General features: G+C 72.7%; 23 protein-coding genes and 1 pseudogene. 14 read left to right on the top strand and 10 right to left on the bottom strand.

The genetic code is table 11. From position 1 onward, the window contains the following. Positions 1–21: 21 nt before the first annotated feature. From ACIQUT_RS28720 to ACIQUT_RS28710, 3 genes are all read right to left on the bottom strand, one after another. Positions 22–357: a hypothetical protein gene (locus ACIQUT_RS28720; RefSeq protein WP_403566914.1), complete on the bottom strand. Its 336-nt coding sequence runs from the start codon at positions 355–357 to the stop codon at positions 22–24. A 346-nt stretch (positions 358–703) separates the two neighbouring features. After that, a complete protein-coding gene (locus tag ACIQUT_RS28715) occupies positions 704–901 on the bottom strand; it encodes a DUF397 domain-containing protein (RefSeq protein ID WP_403566912.1) in 198 nt (65 codons plus the stop codon). Positions 902–904: 3 nt separating this feature from the next. Continuing rightward, positions 905–1756 carry a Scr1 family TA system antitoxin-like transcriptional regulator gene (locus ACIQUT_RS28710; protein ID WP_403566911.1) on the bottom strand — a complete coding sequence of 284 codons (852 nt, stop codon included), beginning with the start codon at positions 1754–1756 and terminating at the stop codon, positions 905–907. Positions 1757–2011: 255 nt separating this feature from the next. Here ACIQUT_RS28710 and ACIQUT_RS28705 point away from each other — a divergent pair, with 255 nt between their 5' ends. The 7 genes and pseudogenes from ACIQUT_RS28705 (at position 2012) to ACIQUT_RS28675 (ending at position 6301) form a co-directional block, all read left to right on the top strand. After that, complete coding sequence (locus ACIQUT_RS28705; RefSeq protein WP_403566909.1) at positions 2012–2428, top strand: ATP-binding protein; 417 nt, start codon at positions 2012–2014, stop codon at positions 2426–2428. A gap of 162 nt (positions 2429–2590) precedes the next feature. Beyond that, on the top strand, positions 2591–2908 hold the full coding sequence (gene cutA, locus ACIQUT_RS28700) for a divalent-cation tolerance protein CutA (protein ID WP_403566908.1): 318 nt from the start codon (positions 2591–2593) through the stop codon (positions 2906–2908). Positions 2909–2981: 73 nt separating this feature from the next. Then, positions 2982–3107, top strand: a pseudogene (locus tag ACIQUT_RS28695) (GNAT family N-acetyltransferase); the annotation flags it as partial. An 840-nt stretch (positions 3108–3947) separates the two neighbouring features. Next, positions 3948–4148 carry a hypothetical protein gene (locus ACIQUT_RS28690; RefSeq protein ID WP_403566906.1) on the top strand — a complete coding sequence of 67 codons (201 nt, stop codon included), beginning with the start codon at positions 3948–3950 and terminating at the stop codon, positions 4146–4148. Between the two features lie 531 nt (positions 4149–4679). Next, positions 4680–5177, top strand: coding sequence for a hypothetical protein (locus ACIQUT_RS28685; RefSeq protein WP_403566904.1), 498 nt, complete (start codon positions 4680–4682; stop codon positions 5175–5177). A gap of 459 nt (positions 5178–5636) precedes the next feature. Next, the gene (locus tag ACIQUT_RS28680; protein WP_403566903.1) at positions 5637–5933 is read left to right on the top strand and encodes a hypothetical protein; all 297 of its coding nucleotides are present in this window, start codon (positions 5637–5639) and stop codon (positions 5931–5933) included. Positions 5934–6007: 74 nt separating this feature from the next. Then, the gene (locus tag ACIQUT_RS28675) at positions 6008–6301 is read left to right on the top strand and encodes a hypothetical protein (protein ID WP_403566901.1); all 294 of its coding nucleotides are present in this window, start codon (positions 6008–6010) and stop codon (positions 6299–6301) included. Positions 6302–6525: 224 nt separating this feature from the next. Here ACIQUT_RS28675 and ACIQUT_RS28670 read toward each other — a convergent pair whose 3' ends face one another. Next, the gene (locus tag ACIQUT_RS28670) at positions 6526–7452 is read right to left on the bottom strand and encodes a cyclase family protein (RefSeq protein WP_403566899.1); all 927 of its coding nucleotides are present in this window, start codon (positions 7450–7452) and stop codon (positions 6526–6528) included. Positions 7453–7579: 127 nt separating this feature from the next. On the opposite strand from ACIQUT_RS28670, the gene ACIQUT_RS28665 reads away from it, so the two are divergent. Genes ACIQUT_RS28665 through ACIQUT_RS28655 form a run of 3 tightly spaced genes read left to right on the top strand, consistent with a single transcriptional unit; the run spans position 7580 to position 10859 of the window. Beyond that, the gene (locus ACIQUT_RS28665; protein ID WP_403566898.1) at positions 7580–8500 is read left to right on the top strand and encodes an SDR family NAD(P)-dependent oxidoreductase; all 921 of its coding nucleotides are present in this window, start codon (positions 7580–7582) and stop codon (positions 8498–8500) included. A 15-nt stretch (positions 8501–8515) separates the two neighbouring features. Beyond that, the gene (locus ACIQUT_RS28660) at positions 8516–9787 is read left to right on the top strand and encodes an acyl-CoA dehydrogenase family protein (protein ID WP_403566896.1); all 1272 of its coding nucleotides are present in this window, start codon (positions 8516–8518) and stop codon (positions 9785–9787) included. 4 nt (positions 9788–9791) lie between these two features. Beyond that, positions 9792–10859 carry a Zn-dependent alcohol dehydrogenase gene (locus ACIQUT_RS28655; RefSeq protein WP_403566894.1) on the top strand — a complete coding sequence of 356 codons (1068 nt, stop codon included), beginning with the start codon at positions 9792–9794 and terminating at the stop codon, positions 10857–10859. A 207-nt stretch (positions 10860–11066) separates the two neighbouring features. On the opposite strand, the gene ACIQUT_RS28650 is transcribed toward ACIQUT_RS28655, so the two are convergent. Further along, on the bottom strand, positions 11067–11705 hold the full coding sequence (locus ACIQUT_RS28650) for a flavin reductase family protein (protein ID WP_403566974.1): 639 nt from the start codon (positions 11703–11705) through the stop codon (positions 11067–11069). A 115-nt stretch (positions 11706–11820) separates the two neighbouring features. On the opposite strand from ACIQUT_RS28650, the gene ACIQUT_RS28645 reads away from it, so the two are divergent. Continuing rightward, positions 11821–12723 carry a hypothetical protein gene (locus ACIQUT_RS28645; RefSeq protein WP_403566892.1) on the top strand — a complete coding sequence of 301 codons (903 nt, stop codon included), beginning with the start codon at positions 11821–11823 and terminating at the stop codon, positions 12721–12723. 147 nt (positions 12724–12870) lie between these two features. Beyond that, the gene (locus ACIQUT_RS28640) at positions 12871–13668 is read left to right on the top strand and encodes a VOC family protein (RefSeq protein WP_403566890.1); all 798 of its coding nucleotides are present in this window, start codon (positions 12871–12873) and stop codon (positions 13666–13668) included. A gap of 34 nt (positions 13669–13702) precedes the next feature. Here ACIQUT_RS28640 and ACIQUT_RS28635 read toward each other — a convergent pair whose 3' ends face one another. The 3 genes from ACIQUT_RS28635 to ACIQUT_RS28625 all read right to left on the bottom strand — a co-directional run bounded on the left by ACIQUT_RS28635 (position 13703) and on the right by ACIQUT_RS28625 (position 18752). Then, complete coding sequence (locus tag ACIQUT_RS28635; protein WP_403566888.1) at positions 13703–14599, bottom strand: enoyl-CoA hydratase/isomerase family protein; 897 nt, start codon at positions 14597–14599, stop codon at positions 13703–13705. Between the two features lie 262 nt (positions 14600–14861). Then, the gene (locus tag ACIQUT_RS28630; RefSeq protein ID WP_403566886.1) at positions 14862–17096 is read right to left on the bottom strand and encodes an acetate--CoA ligase family protein; all 2235 of its coding nucleotides are present in this window, start codon (positions 17094–17096) and stop codon (positions 14862–14864) included. 273 nt (positions 17097–17369) lie between these two features. Next, entirely contained in the window at positions 17370–18752 is a 1383-nt protein-coding gene (locus ACIQUT_RS28625; protein ID WP_403566884.1) for a flavin-containing monooxygenase, read from the bottom strand. A 189-nt stretch (positions 18753–18941) separates the two neighbouring features. On the opposite strand from ACIQUT_RS28625, the gene ACIQUT_RS28620 reads away from it, so the two are divergent. Both ACIQUT_RS28620 and ACIQUT_RS28615 read left to right on the top strand, forming a co-directional pair. Next, positions 18942–19394, top strand: coding sequence for a DoxX family protein (locus ACIQUT_RS28620; RefSeq protein ID WP_403566883.1), 453 nt, complete (start codon positions 18942–18944; stop codon positions 19392–19394). Beyond that, on the top strand, positions 19391–19804 hold the full coding sequence (locus ACIQUT_RS28615) for a Zn-ribbon domain-containing OB-fold protein (protein WP_403566882.1): 414 nt from the start codon (positions 19391–19393) through the stop codon (positions 19802–19804). Before ACIQUT_RS28620 ends, ACIQUT_RS28615 begins: the two co-directional genes overlap by 4 nt. 100 nt (positions 19805–19904) lie before the next feature. On the opposite strand, the gene ACIQUT_RS28610 is transcribed toward ACIQUT_RS28615, so the two are convergent. Beyond that, the gene (locus ACIQUT_RS28610) at positions 19905–20585 is read right to left on the bottom strand and encodes a pyridoxal 5'-phosphate synthase (RefSeq protein ID WP_403566881.1); all 681 of its coding nucleotides are present in this window, start codon (positions 20583–20585) and stop codon (positions 19905–19907) included. A gap of 115 nt (positions 20586–20700) precedes the next feature. Further along, positions 20701–21975 (bottom strand): thiolase C-terminal domain-containing protein, encoded by a 1275-nt coding sequence (locus ACIQUT_RS28605; RefSeq protein WP_403566879.1) that lies wholly within the window; start codon positions 21973–21975, stop codon positions 20701–20703. Between the last annotated feature and the right edge of the window lie 83 nt (positions 21976–22058).

Here is a 22058-nt window from a genome sequence, read left to right as displayed (position 1 = left end):
CGGAGGCGGAGTCACCGCCGGTCAGCGCTGGAGAACGGCCAGCGTGAGGCAGCCGACAGGCAGAATGCGCCACTCGGGCCGACGCCCGTCGCGCAACAGGATGCTGAACCCGGCGGCCTCACCGCGGTGCAGTGCGGCGAGGGCCTGCACTCGCCCGCCCCCGTCGGCCCAGGCGAGCGCGCGGTCGACCTCGGCGGCGGACAGGGCGAACGGATGCGTGGTCCGGATCTGCATCCGGACCAGCCGGACCGCCCTCTCCGGGGTCTCCAGCACGGTCCGGTACAGCAGCTCGGGACACCGGTCAGTGCTGTCCCGGTAGCAGACGGCCTCGAACCAGTACCCGGTGCGGATCCCCACCGTGCAGTCCCGGGGCGTCCGGGGAGAGGGTGGGAGCGAGTGGTCATGGCTGGTGCAACACATGCGCGGTGCTCCTGCCCGTGCGGCGGGTTGCCCCCTCCGGGGCTGGTGCGAGCAGCAGGCAGGGGGCAACGGTGCGCCCTCCCCAACTGGCGCAGGGCTGAGGATGGTTGTGCGGCTCCGAGTCGGCCTGGGCGCCGCACGTCAGACGCTAACGCTGGCGACAGGTGGGTATCAATCGTTTGACGTCTAACGAGTGAGACTGGCATATGCCGCGGTGACGGGAGGGGCAAAGGCCCGACCCCCTGGCCTGGGTGGGCAGGGGGTCGGGGGTTGCTCGCGCTGTTCAGGCCAGGTCGTCGAACTCGCCGGCCGCGGCTCCGTCGATGAACGCCCGGAGTTTGGCCCGGGTGGTCCGGATGATGGTGCCGGGGTCGTCACTCTCACGGATCAGGACCTCGCCGTCCTTCACCGCCACCTCAAGGCAGTTGGCAACGTCGTCCGACTTGGAGGACTTGCGCCACTTGATGTCCACAGCTCTCACGCCTCACGCTCGTTGTGCCATCTTGCGAATGAACTCGCGGGACTGTTCGGGGTCGTACGACCGCTCCTGCATCCGGTCCAGCGCTGCACTGCAGTTGGCCAGTGGCAGCTCGGCATCGAGAAGCTCCGAGGATCTGGCGGTGTCGGTCTGCACGGTGTCCAGCTGGGGGACCCGTCCGTGCGCATAGAGGGTCGAGAGTCCGGCGTTCGGAAATCCCCCGGCCTCGAAGGAGATCACCCTGACCGTCACGTTCTCGCGTTCGGTCTGCTCCAGTAGGTAGCCGAGCTGATGGACGGCAACCTTCCGGCCGCCGAAGTGGACGCGCAGGGCGGCCTCGTGGATGAGGAAAGTGCACTCCGGCAACTCCTTGCGATCCAGGACATCGCGGCGCCGCATCCGGAAGGAGACCAGGCGGCGGAGGTATGCCGGCGGCAAGGCGGGGACGGCCTCTGCGAAGACGGCACGTGCGTAGTCCTCGGTCTGGAGGAGTCCTGGGATGTGCATGATCTGCGACTGGCGGAACGCGACGGCGTGGTGTTCGAGTTCCGCGATATCGAGCAGCCCGGCCGGCAGATCGTCACGGTAGTCGTCCCACCAACCGCGTCCGCGTTCCGTGGCCATTGCGGCCAGGGCGTCGACGTACGTTGCGTCCGGGCAGCCGTAGTGGTTCGCCCACGTCCGCACGCGCTCGCTGCTGACGCCGAATCTTCCGGCTTCGACGTTGCTCATCGTCGTGCGGTCAGTGCTGAGCTGTGCTGCGGCCTCGGTGAGTGAAATCCCGGCCTTTTCGCGGATCTTCCGAAGCTCGGAACCCAACCGGCACTGCCGCGCGGTCGGGGCCTTCCTTGGTGGCATCGGCCTCCCCTCCTGTCGGGGTTCAGTCTGGCCTCAGGTCAGCACGAGGTCCACTTGCACCCCGAGTTAGGGAATGCCGTACAACGCGTTGTGCTTGAACCGCTACAGTCGGTGGTGCACCGCTTCGTGAGCCAGGAAGTCGAAGTGCAGCCGCTGACACGCGCCTTGACACGGCGCGTGTCACCCGGGCGGCCAAAGCCACGGCACAGGGCGAGCGGCGGCAGCGCGTACTCGTACCGCGTTGGGGGAACCACGATGGCAACGACGAACATCGCCGCAACACCGGCGGACCGCACCTACCGCTTCACCGCGCCCAGCCTGGCAGACACCCCTCGGCTCGCCCGTGAATGGGTCGCCCTGATCCTTCAGGCGGCAGGACTTGCCCACCTCGTGGACGGGGCCCGGCTGTGCACCTCCGAGGTGGTGACCAACGCCCACCGGCATACGGACACAAGGGAGATCGCCGTCGAGATGGTGCTGTCAGGCGGCCGCGTCACGGTCTCCGTGTACGACTCCGCGGCCGAGCGCCGGCCGCCGGACGGGGGCGGCGACAGCCGTCCGGGCCTGCTCGACACGCACGGCCGCGGGCTGGCGCTCGTGGCGGCGTACGCCGACGACTGGGACGTCAGCGCCCGGCCGGACCGCAAGGCGGTGTGGTTCCGGCTGGCATGAACCACCGGGCACGGCTTCCGAGTGGCTGTTGCCGGGAGGTGGGTTTCAGTGCGCCTGACCTGCTTGTTCCCACCCCTCAGGGCCCCTCGGGGCCTCCGGCGGTCCACACCTGGTCCACTGGCCCCATGTCGGTGCGATGCATGGGGCGGGTACGTTGCCCCCATGGCCGACTTCTTGATCGTGATCACGACCGTGGGCAATCAGGACGCTGCGCGGAAGCTGTCGCGCTCGGCGGTGGAGGCGAGCCTAGCCGCTTCGGGGCAGGTGACCGGGCCCATCGAGACGACGTACCGACACCGCGGCGCGGTCTCCGAAGGCACCGAGTACCAGGTGACGTTCCGTACGGCCGGTGACCGGCGCGAGGCGCTGGAGAAGTACCTGGTGGACAACCACCCCTACGACTCGCCTGAGGTCATCGCGTTCACGATCGACGCCGGCCGCGCCGAGTACCTGGACTGGATCACCCGGGCTACCCGCTAGCCCTTCGCACGCTCCAGGAGCGCGCCAACCGGGGCGAGGGAGCGATAGGGCTCCAACCGCTTGACCATCAGACGAGCAGGCAGGCTTCCAGCCTGCTGGCCGCCTCCGGCACTCCGGCTACTGGCTGGGCCGCCCGTGTGATGAGCTGCTGATGGACGCCACCGCTGACGACTTCCTGAGCACTGTCGAATCGGCCTGACGCTGCATCTCACCCCCCAACTCCTCGACCCCGGCGCACCCCTCGCGCGCCGGGTTCGTCTAACGTCAACTCCCTTTCGAGGCATGGCGGAAGGCCGCCCGTAATGTACCGATCCCGCCGGTACTGGTACGCCTGATCCGCGACCACATCAAGGGGTTGGGAACCTCCGAGGATGGCCGACTCCCATACGGATTCCGCGCCGCGTGCGTCTCCCTCTGGTTGGAGCCCGGCGTCTCCCCGGCCGAGGTCGCCCGCCGGCCACAGCATCGCCGTGCTGTTCCGCTTCTGCACCAAGGCGATCCGCTGGAACCAACACCCCGCGAACCAGCAGATCGAGCGGGCCCTCGCCGAGACCGACGAACAGCAATACAGCCAATCGATCAAGGAGTGCCCCATGCGGGGCGCTTCTTCGACGACTGGGACGTTAGCGCCCGGCCGGACCGCAAGGCGGTGTGGTTCCGGCTGGCGTGAGCCGCCGGGGGCGGCTTTCAAGAGGGTGCCGGGGGAAGCGTCTCCAACGTGGCTGACCTGCTCGTTCCCCATCTTCAGGCCGCCTTGTGGTTCCTGGCGGTCCACGCCTGGTCCACGGGGCCCTCCCGCCACCTACTGGATCACCGTGACGGGACCGTTCGGGTCGCCGGTCAGGAAGCGGACTCGACATCTGGTTTGGGCCTTGCGGAGCAGCGCGCCGCCTGGCCAGGGCCTGTCCGACGGGTCGCGTCACCCACCCGTCACCCGAGCGCGCTGTCACCCGAATGGCGCAACATGGCGTGCCACCCACATGGGCGAAGATCAAACTGGCTAGTGCCCAACCGAGGCAACCCGTGAAAGGAGAACCGCATGCGCATTCGACGAACCCTCGCTGCCGTCATCGCCACGGCAGCCCTCGCCGGAGTCGGCCTCACAGGCGTCACCGCCGCCACCGCACAGGGTGCCCCATCCGTCGTCACCCCTTCTGAGTGCAAGCAGGGCGGCGGAACGCCCGATCTGGCGGAGAACCTCTGCAAGGGCGGTACGTACGACGGGCAGCAGGTCGACTGAACCCCGCAAGGCGCCCCGCAGCCACGCGCCGCGGGGCGCTCCCGCGCGAGCGGGGCCGGGAGAGTCGCGGGGACTGTGCCGACCCGTCGGGCACGCGAGGACGGGTCCGAGGGGAGGCGGCCGGCTCGGCCGCGTACTCGGTGGACGCGTTGACCATGGGCCATGCGGACCGTGCCTTGCCGACCGGGGCTCGGTACGTCGGCCGCACGGCTGCAACAGAGAATCGGCTCGCCGCTGAGTATGGGATTGAGGTGCACGATCCCTTCACAGACACGTGCGCCGCGGAACCGCCGAGGGCGGCCGACTCTTCCGTGAGGCTCGGGCGGTTCAGGGTGGGACAGGCCCATGACGACGGGGTGCACCGTTCTTGGGACACCCCTTCTGATCAGTACGTTCTCTGACCTGTGGCGGTGGGTGTGGGATGTGGGCCCACGATGACGTGCGCCATGACGGTTTCCTCCCCCGCACGGGGGAGGGAGTCCGTACGGGCGGAGGACGCGGCCCGGCGGCAGGGCGCCGCAGGATGTCCCCATGCCCCGATCCCGCATGACGCGCACCGTCGCCGCGCTCACCGCCTGCCTCGGCGCCCTCGCCTACACCGTCAGCAAGGTGGACCTGGCGGGGGACGGCGAGCTCGGCATGCCGGGCTTCCCCGCGCCGGCTGACGCCTACGAGGCTGTCGCCGACGTCCCGACCGCCCAACTGGCCAACGCGGGCCTCGGCCTGCTCATGGCCGTCGTGGCGCTGCTCCTCCTCCGCCCCCCGCGGGCCCGGATCGTCCGATGGCCGGCGCTCGCCGTCTCCTGGGCGGGGATCGCGATGGTGGGAGCGGGCGTCCTCGGGTTCGGCGCCCGCGCGGCCGGCCTGGCGCCGGGCCTGGGGCCCACCCCGCCCCACCTGCCCACCGCGCTCGCGGCACTGCTCGTCGGCGCCGTATGGGCGGTGGCCTGGGCCGTTGCCGCGATCTCCGCTGTCCGCACCGGTCAGAGGACGGCCGCCGGGGCCACCGGTGTGGCCCCATCGCGCTGACGACCGTTCCGGCATGGCAGATGGGAAGAATGCGTAGCGGCCGCGGTTGCCGGGTGGGGCCGGGGCGGTTCCTGCGCGTATGCGCAGGCCGGGATCGCCGCTGGGTCCGCCCCCGCAGCGCCCGGCTGGGTACGCTGGCCAGGGCGCTACCTGGAGGACAGAATGACTACGCAGCCCGACCATCGGGGCGAACTCGTTCCGCGTCCCGAGCGCACGCCCGACGCCGTCCGCGTCGCCTTGGCCCGCATCGCCTGGACGAGATGGAGAGGCACAAGAACCGCGCTCTCGCCGCAGCCATCAGCAGCAACAAGATCGGCCACCTTCAGCACTGGCTCACCCATTGGGCTGCCGAGGTGGAGATCGAGCGCCGACCGGACCTGTCCGCACGCCGCAGCCGCGCCCTGGCGTCCATCCAGGGGACCGCCAGCCGCAATGACCCCGCTTTCAGATCGGGCATGGATGAGCTCCGGGCTGTGGAGGAAGAGGCCGCCCGGCGGTGTCGGAGTGAGCCGGAAGTGGGAGTACGACCCCGACGAGGAATATGTCCTCGGTGATTCGCCACCCGCCTTTGTCATAGAGGTCATGAGGAAGGCCGACGAACTGGTGCGGGCAGCCGAGGCCTTCTGCCTCGACGGAACGAAGTACGAGGGGATGAGCCCGAGTGGCGATACTGCGCACGTCGGAGGCGGGTTCTTCGTATATCTCGTCGTGCCACGCCACGAACGCGTCTACATCCGGCAGGTGACCTGGATCTGAACGGTGCTACAGGTCTCGCGGAAGCGCCCTTGCTTGGAGCTGTCCGGCAGATCATGAGGCCGTAGGCTCCGCCCGTGATCAATCTCCAGGTCCGAAGCGAGAACGGCACGATCGAAGCGCGGGCGAAGCACGGTGTGGTTTGGGGTTCGGAGCTGGCTGGTCTCGATCAGTCGGTGTTTCCGATGCTGGGGCACCTGTTGCCTGACGCGGACACCTGTTTCAACCGCAGGCAGGTGTCCACCCTGTTGGAGGAGATTTCGCGGCTGCCTCCGGGCGTGCTGACCGATGAGTTCGCGTGCGAGCTCATTGAGCTGGGTCAGCTGACTGTCGACGGACAGCACCTGTACCTGTGGTTCCTCGGGGACTGAGGCTGCAGGCCGGCTCAGTCCCCGAGCCGTAGCCGGACGGCATCGGTTGTGACGGTGCCGTGGAAGGCGTGGGCCCGTTTGCCGTAGCGGGTGACGGCGGCCGCGCGTTCTTGAGCCGGTTGATCGTGCGCTCGACTCCGTTGCGGCGTTTGTGGATCTCCCCCCTGCCATGCCACGAGCAACGAGGCGCCAACCCCAAGCGCCGCATGATCCGCCGGAGGTCCTCAGAGGACGGCCACCGGGGCGACCGGGGTGCCGACTGCGCCGACGAAAGGTTCCGGCATGGCGGAGAGGAGGAAGGCGTAGCGGCGCGTTTCTGCACAGGCTGTGGACAACGTCTCCAGGTTCCAGTTCTGGCCCTGGTGCATGCCCATCTCGACCAGGTGCAGCGCGTGCACCGGCAGCCACAGGTCCTCGATCTCCGGCGGGAAGACCTCGAAGGTCAGGGTGTCGTTGGCGACGGCCGCCACGTCCCGGGCGTGGAACCACTCCGGGGTGCGGACGGACAGCCCCGGGGAGGGGAAGCCGTAGCCGTGCCTGTCGCCGGCCAGGTAGACCTGGATCTGGCCGGTGCGGACCAGGACGATGTCCCCGGCGCGCACGGACACCCCGCCGTACTCCTCCGCCTCCGCCAGGTCCTCCGGGGTCACCGCGTGGCCGCCCGGCAGCCGGTCCAGCCCCTTCGCGCGGGCCACGTCGAGCAGGATCCCGCGCGAGACGACGGGCGCCGCCTTGTCGATCCCGCTGAACGCCGCCCGCCCGTGCGCGGTGATGCTGTCGGCGGGGCGGCCGTTGTAGATGCGGCCGGAGTGCGAGACGTGGGTCAGGGCGTCCCAGTGGGTGCCCGCCTGGAGTCCCATGGTCACGGCGTCGTCGCTGCACGCCACCGTGCCCGGGCCGAACAGCTCCTGGTTGATCTGCACCATCGTGTGCAGGGGGTTGATCCGCCCCGGGATCAGCCCCGCCTGGACGCCGTCCTCCTTCAGCGGGAGCGCGAGCGGGATCCGGCGCCCCGTGCGCACCTCGGCGGCTGCGGCCCGTACCACCTCGTCGGTGATCAGGTTGAGGGTTCCGGTCTCGTCGTCGGCACCCCAGCGCCCCCAGTTGTTGACGCGCTTGGCGATCTCGTGGAACTCGGCGGGCAGGGCCACGGTCCATCAACTCCTCGGCCGCGACTGCGGGTGCGGTTGCGGCGGGCTTGTGCGGCGGGCTTGTGCGGCGGCGTCGGGCTGCCCATAAAATCTAACGGTCCGTCAGAAACCGCGGGAAGGGGTCGGAGTGGGGAACTTCTTGGCAGGCAAGGTCGTGGCGGTCACCGGCGCCGGGCGCGGCATCGGCCGCTCCGTCGCCCTCGCCGCCGCAGCCGAGGGCGCCAGGGTCGTCGTCAACGACTACGGCGTCGGCATCGACGGCGGCGCACCGACCAGCGAGATAGCCGAGGCCGTGGTGAAGGAGATCGCGGCCGCGGGCGGCGAGGCCGTCGCCGTCGCCGACGACATCTCCACCATGGACGGCGGGCAGCGCGTCGTCGACACCGCGCTCACCCGGTACGGCCGCATCGACGGCGTCGTCTGCGTCGCCGGCATCCTGCGCGAGCGGATGCTGTTCAACATGTCCGAGGAGGAATGGGACCCGGTCCTCGCCACCCACCTCAAGGGCACCTTCACCGTCTTCCGCGCCGCCTCCGCCGTCATGCGCCGCCAGGGCTCCGGCACCCTCATCGGCTTCACCAGCGGCAACCACCAGGGCTCCGTCTCCCAGGCCAACTACAGCGCCGCCAAGGGCGGCGTCATCTCCCTCGTCCGCTCCGCCGCCCTCGGCCTGCACAAGTACGGGGTCACTGCCAACGCCGTCGCCCCGGTCGCCCGCACCCGCATGTCGGCGAACGTCCCCATGGAGCTCAAGGAGATCGGCGAACCCGAGGACGTCGCCGCCCTCGTCACCTACCTGCTCAGCGACAAGGCCCTCGCCCCCGGGGGCGAGCGCATCACCGGGCAGGTCTACACGATCGCCGGCCCGAAGATCGCCGTCTGGGCCCAGCCGCGGGAGCTGCGCGCCGGCTACACCGAGGGCCCCTGGACCCCCCAGAAGATCGCCGATTTCCTGCCCGGCACCGTCGGCACCGACCCGATGCCGATGCTCGCCCAGCTGGAGGCCATGGCCAAGGCGGCGGCCGCCAAGGACCGCCCCAACGCCTAGAAGGGGCGGCACACCGTGGACTTCAGCTTCGGCGCCGAGGACGAGGAGCTGCGCGGCCGTGCCCGGGCCTGGCTCACCGCACACCTCACGGGCCAGTACGCACAGGCCGCCGGACTCGGCGGGCCTGGCAGCGAACACGAGGGAGTGGGGGCGCGCCGCGCCTGGGAACGCGAACTGGGCCGCGGCGGCTGGATCGGCCAGGGCTGGGACGCGCCGCCCGGCGCGTACGGGCAGCAGCGCCTCTCCCCGACCGGGCAGGTGGTGTGGGCCGAGGAGTACGCCGCCTCGCGCGCCCCCGGCCGCGTCGGCCACATCGGCGAGAACCTCCTCGCCCCCACCCTCATCGCGTACGGCAGCCGCGAGCAGCAGGACCGCTTCCTGCCCGGCATCGCCCGCGGCGAGGAGCTGTGGTGCCAGGGGTACAGCGAGCCCGGCGCCGGCTCCGACCTCGCGGGCGTACGGACGGCCGCCGTACGGGACACCGGCGACGGGATGTTCCGCGTCACCGGCCAGAAGACGTGGACGTCGCTGGCCCGGGACGCCGACTGGTGCTTCGTGCTCGCCCGCACCGAGCCCGGCTCCCGGCGGCACCGGGGGCTGTCGTTCCTCCTCGTGCCGATGGACCAGCCGGGCCGGATCGAGGTGCGGCCGATCCGGCAGATGACGGGGACCTCGGAGTTCAACGAGGTCTTCTTCGACGGGGCGGTCGCGGCCGAGGCCGTCGGCGGGGAGGGCAACGGCTGGACCGTGGCCATGGGCCTTCTCGCGCTGGAACGCGGCGTCTCCACCCTGGTCCAGCAGATCGGCTTCGCCGCGGAACTGGAGCGCGTGCTGGCCGCGTACGCCGCCGCCGCGCAGGGCGGGCCCGGCGGCGGGGACCCGGGCGGCGGGGACCCGGTCCTGCGCGACCGGCTCGTACGGCAGTGGGCCGAGCTGCGCACCATGCGCTGGAACGCACTGCGCACGCTCGCCACCGCCACCGCCACCGCCAGCGGGGTCGGCGGGGATGGCGCGGGCAGCGATCCGGGCGGCGCGCCCAGCGTGGCCAAACTGCTGTGGGGCGGCTGGCACCGGCGGCTCGGCGAGCTGGCGGTGGCGGTCCGGGGCGCGGCGGCCGTGGCCGGGCCCGCGGCCTGGGCGCCGGACCTCCCGTACGGGCCCGGGCTCGACGAGGACCAGCGGCTGTTCCTGTTCACCCGCGCCGACACGATCTACGGCGGCTCGGACGAGATCCAGCGGAACATCATCGCCGAGCGGGTGCTCGGCCTGCCCAGAGAGGCGAGGTGAAGGCATGAGAGGCGTCGTGTTCGACGGCAAGCAGGCCCGGGTGGTGGACGATCTGGAGGTCCGCGGTCCGGGGCCGGGGGAGGTCCTCGTCGCGATAGCGGCGGCCGGGCTGTGCCACAGCGACCTGTCGGTGATCGACGGCACGATCCCGTTCCCCCCGCCGGTGGTGCTGGGGCACGAGGGGGCCGGGGTCGTCGAGGCGGTGGGGGCGGGGGTGACGCATGTGGCGCCCGGGGACCATGTGTCGCTGTCGACCCTCGCCAACTGCGGGGCCTGCGCCGACTGCGACCGGGGCCGGCCGACCATGTGCCGCAAGGCCATCGGCATGCCCGGGCAGCCGTTCTCACGCGGCGGGAAGCCGCTGTTCCAGTTCGCCTCGAACTCCGCCTTCGCCGAGCGCACGGTCGTCAAGGCCGTGCAGGCGGTGAAGATCCCCGACGACATCCCGATGGCATCGGCAGCCCTGATCGGCTGTGGCGTGCTGACGGGCGTCGGCGCGGTGCTGAACCGGGCCCGCGTCGACCGGGGCGAGTCGGTGGTCGTCATCGGCGCGGGCGGCATCGGGCTCAACGTGCTGCAGGGGGCCCGGATCGCGGGGGCCACGACCATCGTGGCGGTGGACGCGAACCCGGCCAAGGAGGCGGTGGCCCGGCAGTTCGGGGCCACGCACTTCGTGGACGCCTCGGCGGTCGCGGACGCGCCGGCCGCGGTGAAGGAGATCCTCCCGACGGGCACGGACCACGCCTTCGAGTGCGTCGGCAACGTCCGGCTGATCCGCCAGGCGATCGACCTGCTGGACCGGCACGGGCAGGCCGTGCTGCTGGGCGTGCCCGGCTTCGCCGAGGAGGCCTCCTTCAAGGTGTCGTCGATGTACCTCGACAAGACCGTGATGGGCTGCCGGTACGGGTCCTCCCGGCCGCAGCGGGACATCGCCCTGTACGCGGAGCTGTACCGGAAGGGACAGCTGCTGCTCGACGAGCTGGTGACCGAGGTCTACCCGGTCGAGGACTTCGCGAAGGCGGTGGACGACGCGCAGCACGGGCGGGTGGCGCGCGGGGTCCTCACGTTCTGAACGGGGGCGGGTGGGCCCCGGTGCCGCCCGTTTCCCCGCCGCGCAGCACGCGCCGTACGCCCCTCCGGCCGACCGGAGGGGCGTACGCACGGCTGCCTGGCCGACGGGGCGCGGGCGCGGGGCGCGGGCGCGGGGCGCGGGCGCGGGGCGCGGGCACGGGGTGCGGGCGCGGGCGGGGGCGCGGGGCGCCGGCGGGGGAGGGGGCGCTCAGCCGCCGTCCTCCGCGAGCCGGCCGAAGCGCCCCCGGTGGAACAGCAGCGGACCCTCGCCGCCGGCCGCGCCCAGGGCCTCCACCCGGCCGACCACGATCAGGTGGTCGCCGCCGGTGTGCACGGCGTGGATGCGGCAGTCGATCCAGGCGGACACCCCGTCGAGCAGCGGGGATCCGGTCGCGGGGGCGGGCGAGTGGGCGACCCCGGCGAACTTGTCGGCGCCGCTGACGGCGAACCGGCGGCACAGCTCGCCCTGCCCGGCGCCCAGGATGTTGACGCAGAACACGCCCGCGCGGGCGATCCGCGGCCAGCTGGTCGACGTACGGCCCACCATGAAGACGACCAGCGGCGGGTCCAGCGACAGCGAGGCGAACGACTGGCAGGCGAAGCCGGCCGGGCCGTCCTCGCCCTCGCCCTCGCCGGGCGGGGCCGTGACGACGGTGACACCGCTGGCGAAGTGCCCGAGCACGGCCCGGAACTCGCCGGGGCCGACGGGGGCGCGCTCATCCTCGCCGACGGCCCGCAGGTCGGGCCGGGGCAGAACGTCGGACTCCGGCTCGTGCACGGCGGAGCCGGGGCCGGAACCCGGTGAGCCGCCGACTGACCTGAGGTATCGGACGACGGTGGCCGCCATCCCTGCGTGTCCCATCACACTGCCGATTGAAGCTGACGGTTCGTCAGATGTGAAGGGGCGTGTAGGTTGCCCTCCCGGAAGTGTTGAACGCGTTCAATCGATGGGTGTGGTGGGGATGAGCGGAGCGGTCGGCGCGAACGGGCCCGGAGTCCTGGTCCGGGCAAAGGCCGCGGCGTCGATGTCCGTCGTCCAGGCGGTCGTGGTGGCAGGCGCGTTCTTCGTGCCCTTCAGCGGGCCCGACACCGACGACCTGGTCCTGTCGGTACCGGTCCGGGACATCGGCGACGTCCTGCTGTACGGCGTGCTGGCCCTGGCCGCGGGGCTGCTGCACGCACTGCTGTTCAGCGTTCCCGCCGTGCTCCTGACGTCCGCTGTCACCGGACAGGGGCGCGAGAGGGCTGCCGTGGCCGCGTGCACGGTCGTCGCCCTCGCCGCGGGCTACGCCGCCTTCATGTACCTCCCCGTCCGCTGGAACAGCGGACTGTTCTGGCGGTGGGGGGCCGGCCTCGCCCTCTCCGGGGTGCTCCCCGCGGCCGCCGCGCACCTCGTCGGGCGCCGGGGGCGCCAGGGGCGCCGGGGGATGCCTCCGTGGGGCATGGTGCGGTGGACGGCCGGGCTCTCGGTGGCGCTCTTCTTCCTGACCGTGCACATCGGCCCGGGCCTCCTCCGCCCGGACCGGGGCCCGCTGGGCTCCGAGACCCGCGACTACATCGGCGAATGGCGCGGAGAGCGCGGTGCGCGGCTCGTCCTGCGGGAGAACGGCGAGGCCGTCGCCGAGAACATTCCCTGGGTGGGCGGCACGGGGGTCGTGACCGGATGCAGCGGAAGGGGCACCTGGACGCTCGAACAGCCCGCACGGGAGATGGGCGAGCACTGGTGGATGCTGGCCGTCGAAACCCCGGACTGCCGCCGCGACATGCGGGCCGAGTACCACTTCCGGGAGGAAGGGCCGTCGCTGTCGGCCGGCATCCGCTGGAGGCATCCGCGCGCCGCGAACGCCGGGCTGAGCAAGGTGTGACGGGCGGCGAGTCCGCCGAGTCCGCCGCGGGCGCCGAGTCCGCCGACCGGGTGAATCGACCGGGATGGTGCGCGCTGGTGGGACGGGCGCGCGCGGCGGCTCGGCAAGGTGTCCCCGGACCCGTACCGCCGATCCGCCGGAGGAACCGTGCTCGGAACCGATTTCAGCAAGGGCTCGCCCAACTGGCTCGACCTCGGCAGCCCCGACACCGCCGCGGCCGCCGCCTTCTACGGCGCGGTCTTCGGCTGGAGCCACGCCTCCGCCGGGCCCGACGCCGGCGGGTACGGGTTCCTGCAGCGCGACGGCAAGACCGTCGCCGGGCTCGGGCAGCTGACCGAGGAGGGCGCGAAGTCGGCCTGGATGGTCTACTTCATGACCCCGGACATCCAGGCCACCGTCACGGCGGTCAAGGACGGCGGCGGGACGATCCGCATGGAGCCGGAAGACGCCATGGCCGAGGGCTGGCTCGCGCAGGCCACCGACCCGCAGGGGGCGCAGTTCGCGCTCTGGCAGCCCGGGAAGACCGCCGGCTTCGAGGTGGCGTCCGCCGAGAACACGCTGCTGTGGGCCGAGCTCCACGTACCGGACCCGGCCGCCGCCTTCACGTTCTACAACGGGGTCTTCGGCTGGCGCCGCGAGGAGATGCAGGCGCCCGGGATGACGTACCAGGTGCTGAGCATCGAGGAGGGCGACCAGCAGCAGGGCTCGTTCGGCGGGATCGCCCCGATGGGCGACGGGGCGGGCGGCGAGAGCGGCGGGGAGCGGCCGCGCTGGGTGCCGTACTTCAACGTGGCGGACGCCGACGCGACCGAGGCGGCCGCGGTGAACGCGGGCGGGACCGTGCTGATGCCCTCGACGGACGTGCCGGACGTCGGCCGGATCGCCTGGCTGGCGGACCCCTTCGGCGCGGTGTTCGCCCTGCTGAAGCCCAATCCCCGGATGTAGCCGCTCGTGCTGCCGACCACGGGCGCGGCCGGGGTCAGCGGCCCCGGTACTTCGGCGTGCGGCGCTCCACGAAGCTCGCCACGCCCTCCGCCGCGTCGGCCGTCGTCATGTTGATCTCCTGAGCGGCGGCCTCCGCGGCCAGGGCCGCGGCCCGGTCACCGTCCAGGGAGGCGTTGACCAGCTGCTTGGCCAGGGCGATCGCCCGTGTCGGCCCCTGCGCCAGGCGCTCGGCCCACTCCCGCGCGGCGGCCTCCAGCTCCCCGTCGGGGACGACCCGGTTGACGAGCCCGAGCCGCTGGGCCTCCGCGGCCGGGACCGCATCCCCGAAGAAGATCAGTTCCTTGGCGCGCTGCGGGCCGACCAGCCGCGGGAGCAGGTAGGCGCCACCGCCGTCGGGGACGAGGCCGCGGCGGACGAACACCTCGACGAAACGGGCCGACTCGGCCGCCACGACCAGGTCGCAGGCGAGCGCGAGATGCGCGCCGATACCGGCCGCGGTGCCGTTGACGGCGGCGATGACCGGTTTCTCGCAGTCGAGCACGGCGGTGATCAGGCGCTGCGCCCCGAGCCGGATCATCCGGGCCACGTCGCCGGCGACGCGCTCGCCGCCGGTCGGGCCGCCCGTCGGGCCGCCGGTTGCGGTGCCGGCTGCGGTGCCGGTCGCGGTGCCGGTCGCGGGCGCGCCGCGCAGGTCGGCGCCCGCGCAGAAACCCCTGCCGGTGGCGGTGATGACGACGGCCCGGACGGCGGGGTCCGCGGCGGCCCCGGCGAGCAGCGTGATGACGCGTTCGCGCTGGTCCCAGGTCACGGCGTTCATGGCCTCGGGGCGGTTGAGGGTGATCCACGACACCCCGTTGTCAGTGCGGTGCAGTACCAATGTGTCGAGGGGTTCTGTTGCCGCGGAGGGTTCGACTTGGGGGGAGTCGGTCATGGGCGAGCTGCTCCGATTCGGGGTGAGGGCGGAACGGGTCGCGCGGGCTGTACGCGCCGCACGGGCGGCATGCGGACTGCCTGCCTCATGGGCCTTACGGGCCTCACGGGCCTTGCGGGACGTGCCGGGCTTGCGGGGGCTCCCGGCCCGCGGGGCGTGGGCGCCGGCCCGCGCCCCGGACCCGCCCGCAGGGGCTTCGCCGCCGGCAGTGGCGACAGCGGTGGTGGCGACAGCGACAGCGGCAGCGCCGACGGCGGCGGTGTCAGCGGCAGATGGCCAGGGCGTCCAGTGCCACCGCTCCCTGCCCGCGCGGGAGCACCATCAGCGGGTTGATGTCGAGCTCCGACAGGACACCGCCCAGCTCCAGCGCCATCCGCTGCACCCGCAGCACGACCTCGACCAGCGCGTCGGCGTCCGCCGGGGGCGCCCCCCGGACCCCGTCCAGCAGGGCCCGGCCGCGCAGCTCGGCCAGCATTGCCCGGGCCTGGTCCTCGCCGAACGGCGGCACCCGTACCGCCGCGTCGTGCAGCACTTCGACCAGGACCCCGCCGAGCCCCACCGTCACGGTCGGGCCGAAGAGCTCGTCCTGCGTGACGCCGACGAACATCTCGACCCCGCGCCGCACCATCTGGCAGACGAGGATCCCGTCCAGCGGGATGTTCTCGTACCGCGCGATGTCGGTGAGTTCCCGGTACGCGTCCCGGATCTGGCTCGCCGAGGTCAGCCCGACCTTCACCAGCCCCAGCTCCGTCTTGTGCGCGAGCTGCGGGCCCGAGGCCTTCATCACCACCGGGTAGCCGACCAGGCCCGCCGCGCGGACCGCGGCCGCCGCGCTGGTGACGAGCTGCTCGCGCGGGACCCGGATCCCGTACGCCCGCAGCAGCTGTTTCGCCGCGTGCTCGCTGAGCTGCTGGCCCGGGCGCATCAGCGCCTGCGCCTTGCGGTACGAGGGGGACGGGGTCCGCGGGGCGTCGGCGAAGGGGGACCGGTAGCCGGTGGTGAAGCGGTGGTGGTCGAGGTAGGCGCGTACGGCGGTGATGCAGTTGCCGAAGGTGCGGAAGGTGGCCACGCGGGAGGAGCCGAGCAGGGTGGTGCGGTAGGCGTCCTCGGTGCCGACGGGCGAGCCCCAGACCACGCAGATCAGCTTGTCGGTCTCCTCGGCGGCGTCCGCCAGGTCCTGGGCGAGCCGGTCGCTCATGGGCGGGAAGGGGCCGGTGATCGGACAGATCAGCGCGCCCACGGAGGGGTCGGCGAGGATCGCGTCGATGATCTTCCGGCCGCGCCAGTCGCCGACCGGGTGGCCGCCGTTGTCGACGGGATTGGCGACGTTCAGATAGTCCGGGATCCACTGGTGCAGCTCGTCCTGCTTGGCCTGCGAGAGCGCGGGCAGGCGGAGTCCGGCCTCGGTGGCGAGGTCGGAGAAGTGGGCTCCGGTGCCGCCGGAGATGGAGTAGACGACGACCCCGTCGGCCCGGGGCCGGCGGGCCCGGGCGAGCAGCGCGGCGGTGTCCTGCAGCTCGTCCAGGGCGTCGACGCGGATGACGCCGAACTGGCGCATCGCGGCGTCGACGACGGCGTCGGCACCGGTGAGCTTGCCGGTGTGGGAGGCGGCGGTCCGGGCGCCGGTCTCCGTGCGGCCGACCTTGACGGCGACGACCGGGACCCCGTTGCGGGCGGCCCGGTCGGCGGCCAGGAGGAACGACCGGCCGTCCTTGAGGCCCTCCACGTAGCAGGCGATCGCGCCGACCTCGGGCTGCTCGGCGAAGTAGGAGATGAAGTCGGCGGTTTCGAGGTCCGCCTCGTTGCCCGTGGGAGCCCAGTGGGAGAGCCGTATGCCCAGCTCCTGGAGGGTGTACACGGGCCGGCCCTGGTGGCCGGACTGGGTGATCAGCGCGATGGCCGGGCCCTGGAGGTCGTCGCGGAACTCCTGGAAGGCGTTGAGGTTGGTGTTGGGGCCGAGGAGGCGCAGGCCCGATCGCCGGACCGCGGCGGCCAGCCGCGCCTGGGCGGCGGCCCCGGTCTCGCCGGTCTCGGCGAAGCCGGAGGCGAAGGCGACGGCGAACTTCACCTTGGCCTCGGCCAGCTCCTCGATCACCGGGACGGGGTCGCCGACGAGCAGCACGGCGAGGTCCACCCGCTCGGGCAGTGCGGCCACGGAGGGGTGGCAGGGCAGCCCGAAGACGGTGGTGCGGGTCGGGTGCACGGGGTGGATCCGGGCGCCGACGCGCTCCGCCCAGGCGATGAGCTGCCGGGTGATGCCGGTGTTGGGCCTGCCCTCGGCGTCGGAGGCACCGATGACGGCGACGGATTCGGGCCGGAAGAACCGGTCCAGGTCCGGTACCTCGGCGTCCAGGGGCCGCCCGCTCACGTCCAGGGCGATCGCGTCCTCGGCGGAGGCCGGTGCGGTGGAGTGGACGGCCTCCCGGGGGGTCTCCCCGCAGGCCTCGACACGCGCGCGGAAGTCGGTGGTCAGGGTGCCGTGAGTAGATCCAAGCATCGCTTCGCCCGCTCCCTGCTCGATGGACGATCAGCCTCAGTGGCCATTACTGACGTGTCGTCAGATTCTCGGCCAGACCCAGAGTACTTAACTGACATGCCGTCAGGAACAGTGCTGCGCAGGAAAGGTGGTGGAGGAGATGTGTGGAAGGGAACGGTGACAGATGCAGGAGGGGCGGGTCCAGGGGCGGATTCGGACGAGCTTGGGGCAGGCCTGGCCGGGGCGGGGGTGAGAGGGGCCGGCGCGGGCCGGGCAGGGGTGAGGGGGATGCGGTCAGGCGAGGGGGTCGACCGGGCGGAGGCCGGTGTCCGGGAGAGGCTCGTTCCCGGTTCGGGCTCCGGTTCGGGCTCCGGGCCGGGCGCCGAGGCGGCGGGTCAGGGCCTTGGCGATCTTCTCGGCGTCCAGGGCCATCTCGCGGAACATGCCGCTGATGGGGTTGCCGAAGCCGGTGAAGTGCAGGCCCGGTGCGTGGGGCAGGGTGCGTGCGCCGTGCGCGCGGGGCCGGCCGCGCTCGTCGAGTACGTCCAGGTGCCCGACCAGGCCCTCCAGGGCGCGCCGGTAGCCGGTGGCGGCTATCACCACGTCCGGGGTGATCCGCGAGCCGTCGGCGAGTACGACGTCCGGGCCGTCGAAGGAGTCCACCGCGGCGACGGGCTCGACCCGGCCGGCGCGGACCGCGTCGATCAGGCCGACGTCCTGCACCGGGATCGCCCCCTGCTTGACCCTGCTGTACAGGCCGGTGGCGGGGCGGGGGAGCCCGTACGCCGAAAGGTCCGGGACGGACGCCCTGGAGATGAGTGCGGACAGCCCGTTCACGACCGGTACGGGCAGCCGCCGCACCAGGATCGCGCTGCGCTGGGCGGGCCAGCCGGCGGTGGAGCGGCGCACGATGTGCGGGGCGGTCCGCACGGCGAGCCGCACCCGTGCGGCGCCGCCCTCGGCGAGGTCGACGGCTATCTCGGCGCCGGTGTTGCCGACGCCGACCACGAGGACGTCCAGGCCGGTGTACGGCTCCGGGTTCCGGTAGTCGCGGGCGTGCAGCAGCTGCCCGCCGTACGTGTCGCGGCCCGGCCAGTCGGGGACCGCGGGCGTGTGGTTGAACCCGGTGGCGACGACCACGGCACGGCCGGTGAGCACGCGCCCGCCGGTGGCGTGCAGGAGCCAGGTGTCGGATTCGGGGCGGCTGCCGGCCTTGCGCTTCGTCTTGCGGCCGCTCTTGCGGCCGGTCTTGGGCTTGCCCTTGGCGGTGGGGTCGGAGTCGGCGGCGTCTTCGGTGCCGTCGGTGCCGTCGGTGCTGTCGGTGTGCGGGGCGCGTTCGATGCGGGTCACCTCGACGCCGGTGACGAGCTCCAGCTCGTGGAACTCGGCGTACTTCTCCAGGTAGCGCACCACGTTGTCGCGGGACACCCACCGGCCGAACCGGCGGGGCATGGCCAGGCCCGGCAGGGCGGAGAGCCGGCGGGTGGTGTGCAGGTGGAGGCGGTCGTAGTGGCCGCGCCAGGAGGGCCCGACCGTGTCGGCCTTCTCGACGACCACCGCCCGGATTCCGCGGGCGCGCAGCGCGGCGGCCGCGGCGAGCCCGCCGGGCCCGGCGCCTATCACGTACACGGGGCGGGGCTGGGTGGTCATGTCTGGGGTGGCGGGGACTCCGGGCATGAAGAGTGATCGTATCGACACACAGCGTTGTTGGGTCTCGGAGAAGGAGGGAATCGATTGCGGATCGGTCACGGCGGGTGTGGAGCGGGCGGGCGTACGGGGGTGCGGCGGGGGCCTTGCGGGATCGGCGCGGATCCGCTCAACTGACGTACCGTCAGATCGGGTGGAGAGGGAAGGCGGGGACTGCCCATGCGGACCGTCTGGCTCAGTGGGGCCGAGTGGCTCGCCGTACTCCGGATAGGCCTCGGCCTGTGGTGGCTGGAGAGCTGGCGGCACAAGGACAAGAAGGGCTGGTTCGAGCGCGGCACCGGCATCGCCTGGGCCGCCGACGTCGCGGGCAAGCACCGCTGGCCGTTCGTCAAGCGCGGCTTCGAGAAGGTCGTCCAGCCCAGGCAGCGGCTGATGGCGTACGTCGTCGTCTACGCGGAACTCGCACTCGGCCTGGGCCTCGTGCTCGGGTTCCTCACACCGGTCGCGCTGGTGGGCGGGCTGCTGCTGAACCTGCTCTACCTGCTGCTGATGATCCACGACTGGGCGGAGCAGGGGCAGAACGCGATGATGATGCTCGTCTCCCTCGTCGCGCTCTTCGCCATGGGCTGGCAGGCCTGGTCCCTCGACTCGGCACTGGGACTGTTCCGGTGAGCGCCGCACGGTACGACCTGCCGGACGCCGACGCGTTCACCCGCCCCTACTGGGAGGCGGCCGCCGAAGGCCGGCTCCTGCTGCGCCGCTGCGCGCAGTGCGGGCGGGCGCACCACTACCCGCGGGAGTTCTGCCCCTTCTGCTGGGCGGGGGAGGAGCAGGTCGCCTGGGAGCAGGCCGGCGGAAGCGCCACCCTCTACACCTGGTCCGTGGTCCACCGCAACGACCTGCCGCCGTTCGGGCAGCGCGTCCCGTACACGGCCGCGGTCGTCGACCTGGCCGAGGGGCCGCGGATGATGACGGAGGTCGTCGACTGCGACCCGGCGGACCTCCGCGTCGGGATGCCGCTGGAGGTGGCGTTCCGCGAGGCGGCGGAGGGCGTGTGGGTGCCGGTGTTCCGCCCGCGGTGAGCCGTGGGGCCGGGGTGGTCCGTGGGGCCGGGGTGGTCCGTGGAGCCGGGGTGATCTGTGGGACCGAGGTGGTCCGTGGGGCCGGGGTGGTGTGGGGAGGTCAGGGCCAGAGCAGCTCGCGGACCCACGCGGAGGCGTCCGGCGTGCGGCGGTAGCGCAGGCGGACGTGCCGGCGGGCGGCGTCGCCCTGGAAGAACTCGACCTCGGCGGGGTCGAGGACGTACCGCGTCCAGGTCGGGGCAGGAGCGTCCGGTTCCGCACCGGCCCGCTCCCAGGCTGCGGCCGAGGCCTCGGCCAGCTCCCGCACGGAGCCGAGCACCTCGCTCTGCCGGCCGGTGAGCGCCGCGGCGAGCGCGCCCTGCGAGCGGACCGCCAGGTCCGCCCGGCTCTCCTGCGGGCCGCACGCGGTGACCCGGCCCCGGATCCGGACCTGGCGGCCGACCGCGGCCCAGTAGAACACCAGCGCCGCATCCGGCTGCCCGGCCAGCTGGCGGCCCTTGGCGCTGGTGGCGTGCGAGGCGAAGTGCCAGCCGCGGGAGTCGGCGTCGTGCAGCATCAGGATCCGGACGTCGGGCCGCCCCTCCGCGTCCACGGTGGCCAGGCTCATCGTGTGCGGCTCGACCTGCCCCGCCCGGGCGGCGTGCACGAACCACTCCCGGAACAGCGGCACCGGCGCGTCGGGCGCGGCTTCGGGGTCGAAGGCGGGGAGCCGGGTGTCCCACACGCGGAGCGAGTGCAGGGTGCTGTGGAACTCGTCGGGCTTGTCGGTCGCAGCGGGCATGGGGCCAGCGTAGGCGGCGGCCGGGCGGGGACGGCCGGTGGGCCGCGGGCGCCCCTCCCTCACCCGCCGACCGCCCCCTGCCCCGGCCCCTCGGCCCCCTCACCCCCTCACCCCTTCACCCCCGTCCCAGGATCACCGTCCCCGACGAGCAGAACCAGCCTCCCGTGCCCGAGGCCAGGGCCACTTCCGGGAGGGTGCCGTCGCGACGGGTGACCTGGCCCGGGCCGCGTTCGCCGCGGAGTTGCCGGACCGCCTCGACCAGCAGGAACAGGCCTCGCATGCCGGGGTGGCAGGCCGAGAGGCCGCCGCCGTCGGTGTTGACCGGCAACTCGCCGTCCCGCAGCAGGCGGCCCTTCTCCACGAAGGCTCCGCCTTCCCCCTTCGCGCAGAAGCCGAGGTCCTCCAGCGTCACCAGGGTCATGTACGTGAAGGCGTCGTACAGCTCGGCGACGTCCACGTCCGCCGGGGTGAGCCCGGCTCGCCGGAAGGCCAGGCGGCCGGAGACGGCGGCCGGGGAGACCGTGAAGTCCTCCCATTCCGACATGGTGGTGTGGGACACGGCGGTACCCGTCCCCAGGATCCAGACCGGCCTCTTGGCGGTGTCCGGTACGCAGTCCTCGGCGGCCAGCAGGACCGCGCAGCCGCCGTCGGAGCGGATGCAGCAGTGCAGCTTCGTGAAGGGGTCGGCGATCATCTCGCCGGACAGGACGTCGTCGACCGTGATCGGGTCGCGGAACATCGCGTCCGGGTTGCCGGCCGCGTTCGCGCGGGCCTGTACGGCGACCGAGGCGAGCTGTTCCAGCGTGGTCCCGTACCGGTGCATGTGGCGGCGGGCGGCCATCGCGTACTTGGCGACGAGCGTGTGCCCGTACGGGACCTCGAACTGCAGCGGCCCGCGCGCGCCGAAGGAGAGGTTCGAGGTGCGGCGCCGGGCCTTGATGTCGGCCCGGGCGGTGGACCCGTAGACCAGCAGGACGGCGCGGGCGTGGCCTGCGGCGATGGCGTCGGCGGCGTGCGCGGCCATGACCTCCCAGGTCGAGCCGCCGACCGAGGTGGAGTCGACCCAGGAGGGGCGCAGGCCCAGGTATTCGGCCACCTCGACCGGGGCGAGCGTGCCGAGGCCGGCCGAGGCGAAGCCGTCGATGACGGAGCGGTCCAGGCCGGAGTCGGCGAGGGCGCGCCGGGCGGCCTGCGCGTGCAGGGCGTACGGGGTGGGGCCGTCGACGCGGCCGCAGTCCGAGAGGGCGACGCCGACGACCGCGACCCTGCGGCGCGGTGCGGCGGGGGAGGGGGCGGGGCCGCCCAGGGGCTCGGGCGACGGCCCGGGCGACGGCTCGGGCGCGGGTCCAGGGCGGGGGCCAGGCACGGGTCCAGACAGGGGTCCAGGCATGGGAGGACCGTACAGCTGACTGTCCGTCAGTTTCTAGGGTCGCTCCGCGGGAGGCGGCCACCCCGGCCCCCGCTTCCCGTGGT

The sequence above is a fragment of the Streptomyces sp. NPDC090445 genome, from assembly GCF_044769385.1.
Taxonomy (GTDB): Bacteria; Actinomycetota; Actinomycetes; order Streptomycetales; family Streptomycetaceae; genus Streptomyces.
Note: the sequence above shows the minus strand (reverse complement) of the source record. Positions and strands in the feature narration are given on the sequence as shown.